Source organism: Pseudomonas oryzihabitans (assembly GCF_001518815.1).
GTDB lineage: Bacteria > Pseudomonadota > Gammaproteobacteria > Pseudomonadales > Pseudomonadaceae > Chryseomonas > Chryseomonas oryzihabitans_E.
This window is the reverse complement of record NZ_CP013987.1, coordinates 3,295,672-3,310,064: the sequence shown is the minus strand read 5'-3', so window position 1 is coordinate 3,310,064 and position 14,393 is coordinate 3,295,672. Positions and strand designations below refer to the sequence as shown.

The 14,393-nt window shown below is 58.9% G+C and carries 9 protein-coding genes; all 9 read left to right on the top strand.

The features are described 5' to 3' along the window. A complete protein-coding gene (locus APT59_RS15050; RefSeq protein ID WP_059315601.1) occupies positions 1–5,301 on the top strand; it encodes a glycosyltransferase in 5,301 nt (1,766 codons plus the stop codon). A gap of 227 nt (positions 5,302–5,528) precedes the next feature. Continuing rightward, entirely contained in the window at positions 5,529–6,980 is a 1,452-nt protein-coding gene (locus APT59_RS15045) for a flagellin (protein ID WP_059315600.1), read from the top strand. Positions 6,981–7,055: 75 nt separating this feature from the next. Then, complete coding sequence (locus APT59_RS15040; protein ID WP_082696367.1) at positions 7,056–7,424, top strand: flagellar protein FlaG; 369 nt, start codon at positions 7,056–7,058, stop codon at positions 7,422–7,424. Positions 7,425–7,487: 63 nt separating this feature from the next. Continuing rightward, positions 7,488–8,933 (top strand): flagellar filament capping protein FliD, encoded by a 1,446-nt coding sequence (gene fliD / locus APT59_RS15035; protein WP_059316917.1) that lies wholly within the window; start codon positions 7,488–7,490, stop codon positions 8,931–8,933. Between the two features lie 84 nt (positions 8,934–9,017). Further along, a complete protein-coding gene (fliS, locus tag APT59_RS15030) occupies positions 9,018–9,398 on the top strand; it encodes a flagellar export chaperone FliS (RefSeq protein WP_027601660.1) in 381 nt (126 codons plus the stop codon). A 14-nt stretch (positions 9,399–9,412) separates the two neighbouring features. Continuing rightward, positions 9,413–9,724, top strand: coding sequence for a flagellar protein FliT (locus APT59_RS15025; protein ID WP_059315599.1), 312 nt, complete (start codon positions 9,413–9,415; stop codon positions 9,722–9,724). Positions 9,725–9,888: 164 nt separating this feature from the next. After that, a complete protein-coding gene (locus APT59_RS15020; protein WP_059315598.1) occupies positions 9,889–11,367 on the top strand; it encodes a sigma-54 dependent transcriptional regulator in 1,479 nt (492 codons plus the stop codon). 290 nt (positions 11,368–11,657) lie between these two features. Next, a complete protein-coding gene (locus tag APT59_RS15015; protein WP_059315597.1) occupies positions 11,658–12,857 on the top strand; it encodes a sensor histidine kinase in 1,200 nt (399 codons plus the stop codon). Beyond that, on the top strand, positions 12,854–14,236 hold the full coding sequence (locus APT59_RS15010) for a sigma-54-dependent transcriptional regulator (RefSeq protein WP_059315596.1): 1,383 nt from the start codon (positions 12,854–12,856) through the stop codon (positions 14,234–14,236). The genes APT59_RS15015 and APT59_RS15010 overlap by 4 nt, the downstream gene beginning before the upstream one ends. The last annotated feature ends 157 nt before the right edge of the window (positions 14,237–14,393 follow it).

Sequence of the window (14,393 nt, the reverse complement as noted above, 5' to 3'; positions counted from 1 at the left end):
ATGAAAAAAGCGTCCCAGGGGATTAAGGCGCGGCAATTTCGGTCAGCGACCCAAAGGGGTCAGATAGGGCCGGAGCTGCTCTACGAGCGGCAAAGAGAAGTTATTTCGAGCGCCGTTTTACCGTTGCTTGAACCAAGCGACCGGCTACTCGACATAGGCTGTGCAGATGGCCAGTTTTCCTTGCTCTATGCGCAGAAGGTAGCAAAGGTAAAGGGTATTGACCTTGGGTCGGAACTCATTCGGCAGGCCCGCGATCAGGCAGCCAAGATCGGAGCGGCGAACGTTCAGTTTGAAGCGGTAGACATCTTCGAGTTCGGGAGGTCGGAAAGATTCGAGGCGGTCAGCCTGATGGGGGTACTCACGACCATCACCGATGATCTGAGTGCAGCTCGAGTATTGCTACGGGCTGCTGAAGTACTGAGCGACGATGGCATCCTGATACTCAAGGATTCGGTGCTGGTAGGCGCTGACTCCTCAGTCACGCTGGTTACCGATAGCTACGAGGCTGTGTACCGGACCGAGTCTTCCTACCTGGCGCTGGTTCGCTCTTTAGGGTTCGAGCTTTCATCTCGTCACCCCCTGCTGACAATGGACAATTATCAGCAGACGAGCATTCTTTATGTGTTCAGGCAACTGCTGCCCAAGCCCGTCGAAAAGCCTCATTCCAGCCTGAGGGTGGCCTGTTATGGCAGCATGCCGTTCCACTTTCGCTCGCTAAGACCACTGTCAGCATGTTTTGAGAAGAGCCTGCTGAGCCTGGATATCGCTGAGGTGATGGCTTGGCGGCCCGACGTCATCGCGGTGGCCGATGGTTGGTCTGTGGAATTTTGGCGCGACTACTGCGATGCCCATGGAGCAACGCTTGTCGCCATGCGGCATGGTTCTGTCACGCGGTATGGCTACGCCGAACCGCAATACAATCTAGCTGATTACATGTGCGGCAGCGCTTGGGACATAGAGGATACGCTGCTATCTGGAGTCCGCCCACGCCAAGGATTTTTGCTAACCGGCAATGCCTGGGTAGATCAGGTCTTCCGGTTGCCGAAAAGAGTACCAGTCCGCGACTGTCCGACTATTCTATTCGCCCCTACGTATAATCCGGAACTCAGTGCTGCAGTCTATTTCGGTGAAAGACTTGTGCCACTCATACGCCAAGTCTTTCCGACTGCAAGAATTATTATCAAGCCTCATCCTGCGATCGTTCAATACGAGCACGCCTTTGTCGTCGAGAAGGAACGCTTCCGCAATTTAATGGCCGTATGGCGGATGCAGGCAGCGTCCGATTCGCTGGTCGAATTGATCGACGATCCTGAAGCCAGTATTGCTGATAGCTTTGCCGAAGCGGATATATTGGTTGCCGATCGCTCTTCGCTGCTGTTTGAGTTCATGGCGCTGGATCGACCGATTTTGTTGTACTCCAGTGAAAAGCGGGTAGAACACTGGGAATACAATCCTTCGGCGCCTGGTAATGCCTGGCGGGATATAGGGCTGGAGTTTCAGGATGACGATGAGTTCCTGAGTTTGCTAGGGGATGTCTTCGGCGCTCATGAAAGGCGTTGCCGCAAAGCTCAAGTGGAGCGAACTCAGGCACTTCATGGCCGTTATCAAGATGGCCTGTCCACTCAAAGAGTAGCATCCGCTATAGCTAATCTTCCCCGTGTAACCGTCGTCATCAACGGCTATGACGAACAACGATCGCTGCTATTGGTTGAAAATGTCACCCAAGAATGGCCGAGTGCCCATGTGGTATTGATTGGGCAGGTGATTGATAGAGCGGGTGTCAACTCCTACTCAAGCCTTCTCCAATGGACGAATGTATTGGAGAAGCAAGGCGGAAAGACGGGGCTTTTCCTGCTGCTTGAAGGTCATTCCTGGATGCAGCCAGGTAGTTTCCATCCGCTATCGGTAGCGCTGGCGGAAAGCGGTAAAGGCACCTTCCGCGGTAGACGTCATACCCTCTCTGCTGCGGTCGATACCGCTATGGATGACGGCGGAGAGGCAGCCTGGTTGCGTAAGCGGTTGTTCAAGGTACTTGGTAGAACCTGCTGGCAACTGGTGACTTACGATGCACTGATGTGCGAAGTCGCGCACTTGCGTTCGCAACTGAGCGAAGCAGCAATGCAAGTGTGGTGGCATTCGTTGACGACGCCTGGACCTGAACCAACGAATTCACTGTACGTTACGCCAGGGCCAGGGGTCACAAAGCTGGTCGGCAGCGTGCATTATCTCTTCGGCGAAGAATCCAGGTTGAGTATTACCTCGGATATCCGAAGTGACTGGTATGGAAGAGGGCGGTTGCGGCTACATCTGGCTGCTCTTGACCAAAAAAACTACAGCCATTTTCCAGTTGGCTTGACGTTTACCGTCAATGGGCTGGTCCTTGAGCAGCGATTCGAGATTGCTGAGGCGACGCAGGCTTTTGATATTTTCTTCGCGCCTGACGCCCAAGGGCGCGCGGAAGTAGGTATTTTCTGTAATGGCAGCTTTCCAGGGATGCAAGGACTGGTTGGCTCCATTTCACTTGCGGGCACCTTTGATGAGGTTGAGGTACTGCTATCGGTTGTCGACTCCGATCAGGCTGAAAGGCCGTTCCCTCATGTGGTACGTCTCACCGACGACTTGGCTGAGTCGCTTACCGACTACCAGGCCTGGAGTTCTCCACGACGTTTTGGTGTCGAGCAGAAGGCGTTGATCGCCGGCCGGGCTGCCGGGAGCGAACCTCGTACGCAAATGCTTGCCGTGCTACATGGCAACGTATTGGACGTCGAACTCCTAGCGCGCACCCTCTCTAGCATTGGAAGTCAGCTCTATCCCGTAGCAGGCGTGGTGGTCATGGCTGTAGAGGGTCAAGGACCGACCCCGACTACCGCTGACCAATGGCAGCCTGTGGATAGCTGGTATGGTTTAGCTCAGGTGCTCGAGTCCACCGGCGCGGACTGGTTCATGGTCATGGAGGTCGGCGACGTCTTGGCGGAGCATGCCTGTCTGTTGATCGCTGAACATGTTCAGCAGCATCCTGGCTGGCAGTTCTGCTATGTCGATGAAGACGTTCAGGTCAAAGGGGGGGGGTACACCAACCCGCTGTTCAAGCCGAACATCAATCTGGATCTGTTGCGCAGCTATCCTTATCTCGGTCCGCGAGTGGCTGTCGCCGCCCGGAGCTATCTCGACCTGCAGGGATTTGCTGACGATATCGGTCAGCTGGGTCCGTATGATTTTGCTTTTCGGGTGATAGAAATCTATGGCCTCGATGCCGTTGGACATATACCGGAAGTGCTGATACATGCTCATTGCTCTTTCGGTGAGTGGGTTTCGCGCCCTGATGTACAACCTTTTATAGCTCCTGTGGTGAGTCGTCATCTGGGACGGCTGAATGTTCCCCATGAAATATATGCTGGCGCACTTTCGGTTATAAATAGAGTGGCCTATGGCTATTCCGGCGAACCGAAGATCAGTCTAATCATACCGACCAAGGATCAGTTGTTCTATTTGCGTCGTTGTATTGAAAGTATCTTCGAGAAGACTTCCTATCCCAACTATGAAATCATCATTGTAGACAATGGAAGCACCGATGCGGCCACCTGCGAGTGGCTTCAGGGAATACGAGATCTCAAGACGCAACAGTTGCGAGTAATCGACTATCCTGAGGCTTTCAATTATTCGGCAATGAACAATCTCGCCGTCGCGCACTCCACCGGCGACTATCTGATTTTGCTCAATAACGATACCGAGGTGATTCAGCCGGACTGGATACAGGCATTGCTCAACCACGCCAGGCGCCCCGAGGTCGGGGTGGTAGGAGCCAAGCTGCATTTTCCCGATGGACGTATCCAGCACGCGGGTGTTGTGCTGGGGCTGGATGGACCAGCCGATCATGCCTTCATAGGCCTGCCAGCGGATGATCCCGGTTACATGCATCGTATGGTAGTCGATCAAAACTATCTGGCGGTAACAGCTGCGTGCCTCATGGTTCCGCGTTCGTTGTATCTCGAAGTTGGTGGACTTGATGAAGGCGATTTTCGTGTTTCCTACAACGACGTCGATTTCTGTCTGAAGATACGCCAAGCTGGCTATCTCTGTGTCTGGACGCCCTATGCGGTTCTCATGCACGAGGGAAGTGTCAGTCAGCGGGAAGTCGACAAGAGCAGCCAGTCGGAAAAGGTCACTAGATTTACCGCTGAGCAATTGTCGATGTATGACCGATGGCTGCCTGTGATTGCCAACGATCCCAGCTACAACCGGAACCTGGCGCTGACGAAGCCAGGTTTCGAGCTCGATCCCCGGGAGGCAGGTTGGAAGCCACTGGTCACCTCACTCAGCCCGCGTATCTTGGCGATACCGGCTGACGACAGCGGTTGTGGTCACTATCGGATTTATCAACCCTTCGAAGCGCTCCGTGAACGTGCGCTGATTGAAGGTGGTATAGGCGCAGATATCCTTTCCCCGGCGGAAATCGACCGGATTGCGCCCGATACGATAGTTTTGCAGCGACAGATACTGGATGAGCAGATAAATATGATTCAAAGGCTCAAAAGGTACTCGACCGCGTTTCGCGTCTTCGAGCTGGATGACTACCTGCCTAATTTGCCGCTAAAGAGCGTCCACCGAGAGCATATGCCCAAGGATGTCCTGAAATCTTTGCGCAGAGCACTCTCTCTGGTGGATCGCTTCGTCGTCTCCACTGACGCCTTGGCCGAGCAATTTGGAGATCTGCACTCTGACATCAGAGTGGTCAACAACCGTTTGCCCATCAAATGGTGGGGAAACCTCACACCGCACAAGGCCGCTTCTTCACGTCCACGGGTTGGGTGGGCGGGAGGCATTGGGCATCAGGGGGATCTCGAATTGATTCACGATGTGGTTCGAGATCTCGCGAACGAGGTCGACTGGATATTCTTGGGCTATTGCCCTGAAAGCCTGCGAGCCTATGTGAAGGAATTTCACCATGGGGTACAGATTGAGCAGTATCCCCAGCGTCTCGCCGACCTTGCTCTGGATCTGGCCATTGCACCTTTGGAGGACAATGTATTCAACGCCTGTAAGAGCAATTTGCGGCTGCTTGAGTATGGAGCCTGTGGCTATCCGGTGGTGTGCAGCGACGTACGTGCCTACGCCGGGAGCCTAGACGTGGTTCGCGTCAAGAACCGCTACAAGAATTGGGTGGAAGCCATCCGCGCTCAGGTGGGTGACCTTCCTGCCAGCCGGCTAGCGGGACAGAGACTGCGCGCCCAGGTCATGGGCAACTGGTTATTGGACGAGAAGGGTGTTCTGGACTGGCAGGCGGCCTGGTTGCCAAGCTGATTCAAGTTAGAGGCCTGTTGGCCGATACGAAGGTAGATCGTACTCAGGGGGAAGCTACGGCTTCCCTTTTTTCTTCCTCGCAAAAAAGCAAGAGGAAGTGAAAGAAAAAATTAAAGCTTCCTGAGTCCACGCCGATAAACAAGACGAATGCGAAATGCAGGGGCGCCTGAGCAAGCAGGCCCCGTTCGCATGCTCAGGCACACACGGTTCTACTGGAGGACGCCACCATGGCCCTTACCGTCAATACCAACATTGCTTCTCTGAACACCCAGCGTAACCTGCAAGCTTCCTCGAACGCGCTGTCCACTTCCATGCAGCGCCTGTCCACCGGTAGCCGTATCAACAGTGCCAAGGACGACGCCGCCGGCCTGCAGATCTCCAACCGTCTGACCAACCAGATCAATGGTCTGAACCAGGCCACTCGCAACGCCAATGATGGCATCTCTCTGTCGCAGACCGCTGAAGGTGCCATGCAGCAGTCGACCAACATCCTGCAGCGTATTCGCGACCTGGCCGTACAGTCCGCCAACGGTTCCAACAGTGACGCTGACCGTGCTGCCCTGCAGAAAGAAGTCTCCGCGCAGCAGTCCGAGCTGAGCCGTATCGCCGATACCACCACCTTTGGTGGCCGCAAGCTGCTCGATGGCTCCTTCGGGACCACCAGCTTCCAGATCGGTTCCAATGCCTACGAAACCATCGACATCACGCTGAAAGACACTTCCTCGACCGCTCTGGGTTCCTATCAGATCGGTGGTGGTGCTACCACCGAGGGTGCCGACGGCACTACCAAGACGGGTAAGGTGACCACCGGTAGTGGCGCTGTCTTCTCCAGCGGCACCATCAACGTAGTTGGCGGCGGCAAGTCCGAAAGCGTGACTATCGCCACTACCGATAGCGCCAAGAGTCTGGCCGAAAAGTTCGATGGCAAGATTCCCGGCCTGGCAGCTTCTGCTCGTACCGTAGTTCAGGCTGAAGTCGCCGTTACCAGCGGCTCGATCAACATGAAGATGACGGTTGGCGACAACTCTGTCGACCTGGTGGGTGTTACCAGCACCGAGGAGCTGGCCGCACAGATCAACTCCAACGCCAGCAAGCTCGGCGTCACGGCGAACTATGATAAGGACAGCAAAAAGCTGACCATTACTTCTGCTTCGGGCGAGAACATCAAGTTTGGTGGCGACACCAACAGTGCGAACGCTACCTTCAAGGTCGCATCTCAGGGTACCGACGGAAAATTCAGCGCCGCGACCGATATCCATGCCAACGGTGGTACCGCAACCGGCTACGTGAAACTGGACTCCCCGACCACCTTTGCGCTGACCGGCGCTACTGCGGACGTATTCGGCAAGAAAACCGCCGAGCTGAGTAAGGTCTCCGATGTCGACATCTCCACTGCCGACGGTGCTCAGAAAGCGCTGTCCGTCATCGACCAGGCCCTGGCCAACATCGACAGCCAGCGTGCCGACCTCGGTGCCGTGCAGAACCGCTTCGACAACACCATCAGCAACCTGACCAACATCTCGGAAAACGCCTCGTCCGCTCGTAGCCGGATCAAAGACACCGACTACGCCCAGGAGACCGCCAACCTGTCGAAGAACCAGGTTCTGCAACAGGCCGGTACCGCGATTCTGGCCCAGGCCAAGCAGCTGCCTCAGTCGGTACTCAGCCTGCTCCAGTAAGGCAGATGATCGGCTAGGTAAGGCAGGGAGAAGAGGGACGCCTCTTCTCCCTTTCATCCGTTGTGAGGACAAAACATGGACATCGTCAAAACATCGGGTTTTGCCGCGGTGCCCGCCTCTGGCGCCAATTCGGGAGGAAGCGGGATAGCTGCCGTTTCGTCTTCGGAAAAATCTGCGGCCACTGAGCAGGACAAAACCCAACAGTCGGCTGCAGGGGTTAACCAGGACGACGTGGACAGCGCCGTTTCCGGATTGAAATCAAAGCTACAGAATGATCGTCGTAATCTCGATTTCCAGGTGGACGACTCCACCGGCGAGGTCGTGGTTAAGGTGATCGACGGCGAGTCAGGCAAGTTGGTACGACAGATTCCTACGGAGGAGGTGTTGAAGTTGTCCAAGCAACTCGACGACTTCCGTAGCCTGATGTTTGAGGCCAAAGCCTGAGCGGCACGGATCTTGTAATCCGGGATCCACAACGACGAAACGTTGGCGGGGGAGATTGAAGACATGGCAGGCATATCTGGTATCGGCGGCTCAGGCCTCGACATCGACACCATCGTCAAAACGATGGTGGCGGCAGAAAAGGCACCCAAGCAGAATCAGATCACCAAGACCGAAAACGAGGCCGTGGCGCAACTCACGGCCGTCGGTTCGCTCAAGAGCGCGATCAGCGATTTCCAGAGCGCTCTGACCACGCTCAATAGCCCCTCCAGCTTTCTGGCCCGTACTGTCAGCACGTCAAAATCGGATGTGTTGACGGCAACCGCCAGCCAGAGTGCCGGCCTGGGTAGTTACCAGGTCGAGGTCAAGCAATTGGCCGCAAATAGCAAGGTCGCCCTGGGAGCCGTGAGCGCTAAGGACAAGTTCAGTCAGGGTACCCTGGACATCAAGGTTGGTAGTACCTCGATCCCCGGTATCAAGATTGACTCCACCAACAACACGTTGGCGGGTATTCGCGACGCCATCAATACGGCGGGTAAATCTCAAGGCCTTAGCGCAACCATCGTCAGCGATACCCAAGGTGCACGCCTGGTACTGAGCAGCACTCAATCGGGTGACGGCAATGACATTGCGGTGTCGGTCTCAGGAGACGACGGCAGCGGTACCCAAAGTCTTTCCAAGCTGGAGTTCACGCCGTCTGCCAAGCCTACCGACAGCTCTGTGGCCGACCCGCCGACGCCAAGTGATCCGGCCGCCGCACGGATGTTGACCAGGGCGCAGAGTGCCCTCATGACGGTGGACGGCTTGCAAGTCACCAGCAAGACCAACACCGTCAACGATGCCATCGAGGGCGTCAGCTTCACGCTCAAGACCAAGACGGACAAGGATGCTCCCATAACCGTAGGGGTTAGCCAGGACGAAGCCGGGGTGAAGGGCAACGTCAAGAAATTCGTCGATGCCTATAACAAGCTAATGGGCGTTATCAAGACGCAGACGGCTGTCACTACGGTAGGCGAAAACAGCGCTCCCATCACCGGTGCGCTGGTAGGGGATGCCACCACTCGAACGCTTACTAGCACCATCCGCAATGAGTTGGTGAACATGCAAGGGACGGGGTCAATCAAGGCCTTGGCCGATCTGGGCATCACGACCCAGAAGGATGGCACGCTCGCCATAGACGACACCAAGCTGGGCAAGATGGTAAGCGGTAATTTTTCTGACCTGGCAGGCTTTTTCACGGGTGACAATGGTCTGGCTGCGCGGATGAAGGGAAAACTCGACGTCTATACCCAGGCGGGCGGTATTCTCGAGCAGCGGACCTCGGCCCTGAGTGACGTGCGCAAGAAGGTCACTCAGCAGCAGACGGCGCTGAATACGCGCATGACCTCGCTCCAGGACCGTCTGTACAAACAGTACAATGCTATGGATGCAACCTACTCCCAGCTGTCCAGCACGGCGTCCCAGCTTGCCTCTTCGCTGGCGTCCATGCCGTTCGCGACCAAGAGCTCCTGACACTAGAGAATTTGCCGGATCAGGCGTCAAGTTCTGCCTGTGACGACCGATAAAGAACTATCGGAAACACACAGAGGTTGTGACATGAACGCAATGACGGCCATGCGCCAATACCAGCAAGTCGGTTTGCAGGCGCAGGTGTTCGAAGCCAGTCCCCATCAGCTGATCCAGATGCTCATGCAGGGCGCCTTGGATCGTCTGGCCAAGGCTCAAGGTGCCCTTGAGCGGGGTTGGCTGCCGGAGAAGGGTGAGCTGATCGGCAAGACCGTATCTATCATCGCCGGCTTGAAGGACGTTCTGGATTTCGAGCAGGGTGGCGAGATCGCGACTAACCTGGATCGCCTGTACGACTACATGATCCGCCGGCTCAGCGAAGCCAACCGCAACAATGATCCTGTTATCCTGGAAGAAGTATCCGGCCTGATCCGCGAGATCAAATCCGGCTGGGATGCCATTGCCCCCTGATCTGGAGTCGACCGATGAACGTCGCCATGCAAAAGACCCCGGTGGAACGTGTCGAGCTCGTCTATGAGCAGATGGCCGCTGCACTCAAGGCGGGAGACTGGACGCGGATCGCCGAGTTGGATCTGGATTGCCGGCTGTTCGTCGACGAAGCGGTTTATGCCACGGGCGATGAAGCCGTAGCCCTGCGCGCCAGTCTCGAACGCTTGCTGGCGCTCTATGCCTCCATGCTGCAGAGCTGCAAGGCAGAGCGGGATGCCACCGCCCAGGAGCTGACCAAGCTCAATAAGTCGAATCAGGCGGCCAAGGTCTATCAACTGTTCGGTTGACTGTCATCTGTTGGACGGTAATTCCAAGTTTCGATATTTCGCCGCCATAAAATTGACCCCGCATCACAATTTGTCTTAACTTGCGCAAGATGCCGACCAGTTGGCACTTGGATGCAGGCGACACCTGCGCGTAGCGAACCGACAAGCCGAATTGGGGCAGGGACATGTGGCGTGAAACCAAGATCCTTCTGATCGACGATGAAGCCGAGCGGCGCAAGGCGGTATCGGTCATTCTCGATTTTCTCGGCGAGGCTCATCTCGCCTGCACCAGTTCCGATTGGCAGTCCTCCCTCGAAGCGCTCGACAGCAGTCGGCAGGTCAGCTGCGTGCTGGTCGGGCGCGTCGACAGTCGCGGCAACAGCGTCGAGCTGCTCAAGCAGGTGGTGGCCTGGGACGAGATGGTTCCGCTGCTGCTGCTGGGCGAAGCGGCGCAACCGGAGTGGCCGGACGACGTACGTCGGCGGGTACTGGTTTCTCTCCAGTATCCGCTGGCCTACAACAAGCTCCTGGATTCCCTGCATCGCGCCCAGGTCTATCGGGAGATGTACGACCAGGCCCGGGACCGGGGCCGACAGCGCGAGCCCGAGCTGTTCCGTAGTCTGGTAGGTACCAGCCGCGCCATTCAGGGCGTGCGCAAGATGATGCAGCAGGTGGCCGATACCGAGGCCACGGTGCTCATCCTGGGCGAATCCGGCACTGGCAAGGAGGTGGTGGCGCGCAACCTGCACTTCCACTCCAAGCGCCGCGAGGCACCCTTCGTGCCGGTCAACTGCGGCGCCATTCCCGCCGAGTTGCTGGAAAGCGAACTGTTCGGCCATGAGAAGGGTGCCTTCACCGGCGCCATCACCAGCCGCGCCGGTCGCTTCGAACTGGCCAACACCGGCACCCTGTTCCTCGACGAGATCGGCGACATGCCGCTGCCCATGCAGGTCAAGCTGCTACGGGTGCTGCAGGAGCGGACCTATGAGCGGGTAGGCAGCAACAAGACCCAGAGCGTGGACGTGCGCATCATCGCCGCGACCCACAAGAATCTGGAGCAGATGATCGCCGCGGGCACCTTCCGTGAAGACCTCTACTACCGCCTCAACGTCTTCCCCATCGACATGGCGCCGCTGCGCGAACGGGGTGAGGACATCCCGCTGCTGATCAACGAACTGATCGCGCGCATGGAGCACGAGAAGCGCGGCTCCATCCGCTTCAACTCGGCGGCCATCATGTCGCTGTGCCGTCATGAGTGGCCAGGCAACGTCCGTGAATTGGCCAATCTGGTGGAACGCATGGCGATCATGCATCCCTACGGCGTCATCGGCGTGGCCGAGTTGCCACTCAAGTTCCGCTATGTGGAGGACGAAGCCGATCCCATGGTGGAGTCGCTGCGCGAGGAGCTGCAGGAGCGCGAGGCCATGGCCGGGATCGGGACCGTCGAGGTGTCATCGTCGGCGCTGCTGCCCAGCGAGGGCTTGGATCTCAAGGACTACCTGGCCAACCTGGAAAAGAGCTTTATCCAGCAGGCGCTGGACGATGCCGGTGGCGTCGTGGCGCGCGCTGCGGAACGGCTACGGATCCGCCGGACCACCCTGGTCGAGAAGATGCGCAAATACGGCATGGGCCGTCGCGACGACGAGTTCGACGAAGAGATCTAGTAGGCGCTTTTTAGGTTGGGTTGAGCGCAGCTAAGCCCAACGATGCTCAACTCGGCCAAGCCTGTTGGGCTTCGACGATAATGCCGTCTCAACCCAACCTACGCAGCGATGCCAGGCGCCCTGATGTAGAGGCAGGGTGGATGACGGCTCAGCCTCATCCACCTTCTTTTTCCAGCGTGGCAAGTGGAAAAGGCTGTGCCGTTTTCCACGCTACGGCACCCCGACCCAGGGACGGCATGGGTCTTGCTCCAGTCCGGACAATGTCAATTGTCCGTCGCGAGCCTAAGTCGATGCCTGCGCAAGCCCTTTCTTCCTCCGTCCCTGCCGATACCCTCGCGGAGGCCTCCGCCTCGGCGCAGGCCCGCGAGGCCCTGGGACAGATGTCGCGCCAGCTGAGCGAATCCTTCCAGTTGCTCGAAGCCCGGATGAATTCGCTGCAGGGTGAACTGGAGTGGGTATCCGCCCAGCGCTTGCAGGAGTTGGCGGAAAAGGAGCGCCTGGCCAGTCGCCTGCAGAACCTGCTCGATGTGCTGCCCGCCGGCATCGTGGTGTTGGATGGCGCCGGACGGGTGCGGGATGGAAATCCGGTCGCCGTGGCCCTGCTCGGCGAGCCGTTGGTGGGAGAGCTATGGCGTACGGTGATCGCCCGGGCGTTTGCCCCGCGCCATGACGATGGCCATGAGGTTTCCCTGCGCGACGGTAGGCGCCTGTCCATTGCCATCCGCTCGCTGGATGGCGAACCCGGGCAACTGGTGCTGCTCAACGACCTGACCGAAACGCGTCATCTGCAGGGCGAGCTGGCCCGCCACGAGCGTCTCTCGGCGCTAGGCCGGACCATGGCCTCGCTGGCTCATCAGATCCGTACGCCGCTCACCGCGGCGCTGCTCTATGCCAGTCATCTGGAAGAGGGCGGTCTGGCAGCGGAGCAGCAGCAGCGCTTCGCCGGCCGGCTCAAGGAGCGGCTGCACGAGCTGGAAAATCAGGTCCGCGACATGCTGGTGTTCGCCCGGGGTGAGTTGCCCCTGGCAGATCGACTGGCGCCCCAGGCGCTGTTCACGGCCTTGCGTGACGCGGCCGCGCCCCATCTCGGCAATTGTCCGGTGCGCTGGCAACTCGATGCGGGCAGCGGTCTGCTCGCCTGCAATCGCGACATGCTGGTTGGTGCAGCCCTCAATCTCATTCACAACGCCGTGCAGGCCATGGCTGGCAGTGGCCGGTCGGCGCGGCTCAAGGTGCACCTCTATCGCCGCGATGCCGAGTTACGCCTGGCGATCAGCGATACCGGGCCAGGTATTCCTTCGGCGGTCCGGCAGCGTCTGGGTGAGCCTTTTCTCAGCACCAAGACCACCGGTACCGGTCTCGGATTGCCGGTTGCCCTGGCGATGGCCAAGGCCCACGGCGGGCGGCTCACTGTGCGCTCGCAACTGGGCCGCGGCACCCTGGTGACCTTCGTCCTGCCTCTGCTGGCAAATGAGGAGGCTGTGGCATGACCCTGCCCATCCTGTTGGTGGAAGACGACCGCGCCCTGCGCGAAGCCCTGGCCGATACCCTGGAACTCGGCGGCTATCGCTACCGCGCCGTGGACAGTGGTTGGGGGGCGCTGCTGGCGCTGGCCGAGGAATCCTTTGGGCTGGTGATCAGTGACGTCAACATGCCGGGCATTGACGGCCATCAGTTGCTGGCCAGCATCCGGCTGCGCGATCCGGCGCTGCCGGTGCTGCTGATGACCGCCTTCGGCAGCATCGAACGTGCCGTCGAGGCCATGCGCGGCGGCGCGGCGGATTATCTGGTCAAGCCCTTCGAACCACGGCTGCTGCTGGAGACCCTGGCGCGTTGCTGTCCTCAGGGGCGGCGAGCGCCCAGTGATCGGCAGCCGGTGGCGGTCGACCCCCAGAGCCGGCAACTGCTGGAGTTGGCCCGCCGGGTGGCCCAGAGCGATGCCACGGTGTTGATCACTGGTGAATCCGGCACCGGCAAGGAGGTGCTGGCGCGCTTCATCCATGATCACTCGGCGCGGGCGGAAGGCCCCTTCGTGGCGGTCAATTGCGCGGCCATTCCCGATCATCTGCTCGAGGCCATTCTCTTCGGCCATGAAAAGGGCGCCTTCACCGGTGCCATCGCCGCCCAGCCTGGCAAGTTCGAGCTGGCCCAGGGCGGTACCCTGTTGCTGGACGAGATCTCCGAGATGCCCCTGGGCCTGCAGGCCAAGCTGCTGCGGGTGCTGCAGGAGCGTGAGGTGGAGCGGATTGGGGCACGCAAGCCGTTGGCGCTGGATATCCGCGTGGTAGCCACCAGCAACCGCAAGCTCGCGGAGGAGGCCGCCGCCGGGCGTTTTCGCGAAGATCTCTTCTATCGGCTATCGGTGTTTCCGCTGGCCTGGTTGCCGCTGCGCGACCGGCCGGCCGATATTGTGCCGCTGGCCGAGCGTCTATTGGTGGTGCAAGCCGCGCGGATGAACCGCTCGGTGCCGACGCTGAGCGCTGCCGCGCGTCAGGCCCTGGCCGAGCATAGTTGGCCGGGCAATGTGCGCGAGCTGGATAATGCCGTGCAGCGTGCGCTTATCCTGCAGCCGGGTGAGCAGGTGCAGGCCGAGGATTTCGGGCTGCACTGGTTGTCGACCGGCGTAACCCTGGCGTCTGCCACCACGCCTCCGGCGGATGCTTCCACCAGCGAGGCCGTGCGGCCGCTGGACGCCGATCTGCGCGACAGGGAATTCCAGGTGATCCTCGATACCCTCAAGGCTGAACGTGGCCGCCGCAAGGAGACTGCCGAGCGCCTGGGCATCAGCGCGCGCACGCTCAGGTACAAGCTTGCGCAGATGCGCGATGCCGGGTTGGACGTTGAGCTCTCCCAGCTCGCAGGCTGCTGAGCGGAGAAGTCGATAGCCGGCTATCGACCTGCGCGGAACCAACCGTCCGGAGCGCTGTTCTAGAGAAAGGATCGCGACTGCGGCGTGGGGTCGCATAGGATGCTTGCCCCCGCCCTCCCGGACCTCGTCCGGACGCTTTGCTTTTTCTCTTAGGCGC

Bases quoted from the DNA above. Each gene is read 5' to 3' on its own strand.
- APT59_RS15050 (WP_059315601.1), top strand. From the start codon at position 1: ATGAAAAAAGCGTCCCAGGGGATTAAGGCGCGGCAATTTCGGTCAGCG.
- APT59_RS15045 (WP_059315600.1), top strand. From the start codon at position 5,529: ATGGCCCTTACCGTCAATACCAACATTGCTTCTCTGAACACCCAGCGT.
- APT59_RS15040 (WP_082696367.1), top strand. From the start codon at position 7,056: ATGGACATCGTCAAAACATCGGGTTTTGCCGCGGTGCCCGCCTCTGGC.
- fliD (WP_059316917.1), top strand. From the start codon at position 7,488: ATGGCAGGCATATCTGGTATCGGCGGCTCAGGCCTCGACATCGACACC.
- fliS (WP_027601660.1), top strand. From the start codon at position 9,018: ATGAACGCAATGACGGCCATGCGCCAATACCAGCAAGTCGGTTTGCAG.
- APT59_RS15025 (WP_059315599.1), top strand. From the start codon at position 9,413: ATGAACGTCGCCATGCAAAAGACCCCGGTGGAACGTGTCGAGCTCGTC.
- APT59_RS15020 (WP_059315598.1), top strand. From the start codon at position 9,889: ATGTGGCGTGAAACCAAGATCCTTCTGATCGACGATGAAGCCGAGCGG.
- APT59_RS15015 (WP_059315597.1), top strand. From the start codon at position 11,658: ATGCCTGCGCAAGCCCTTTCTTCCTCCGTCCCTGCCGATACCCTCGCG.
- APT59_RS15010 (WP_059315596.1), top strand. From the start codon at position 12,854: ATGACCCTGCCCATCCTGTTGGTGGAAGACGACCGCGCCCTGCGCGAA.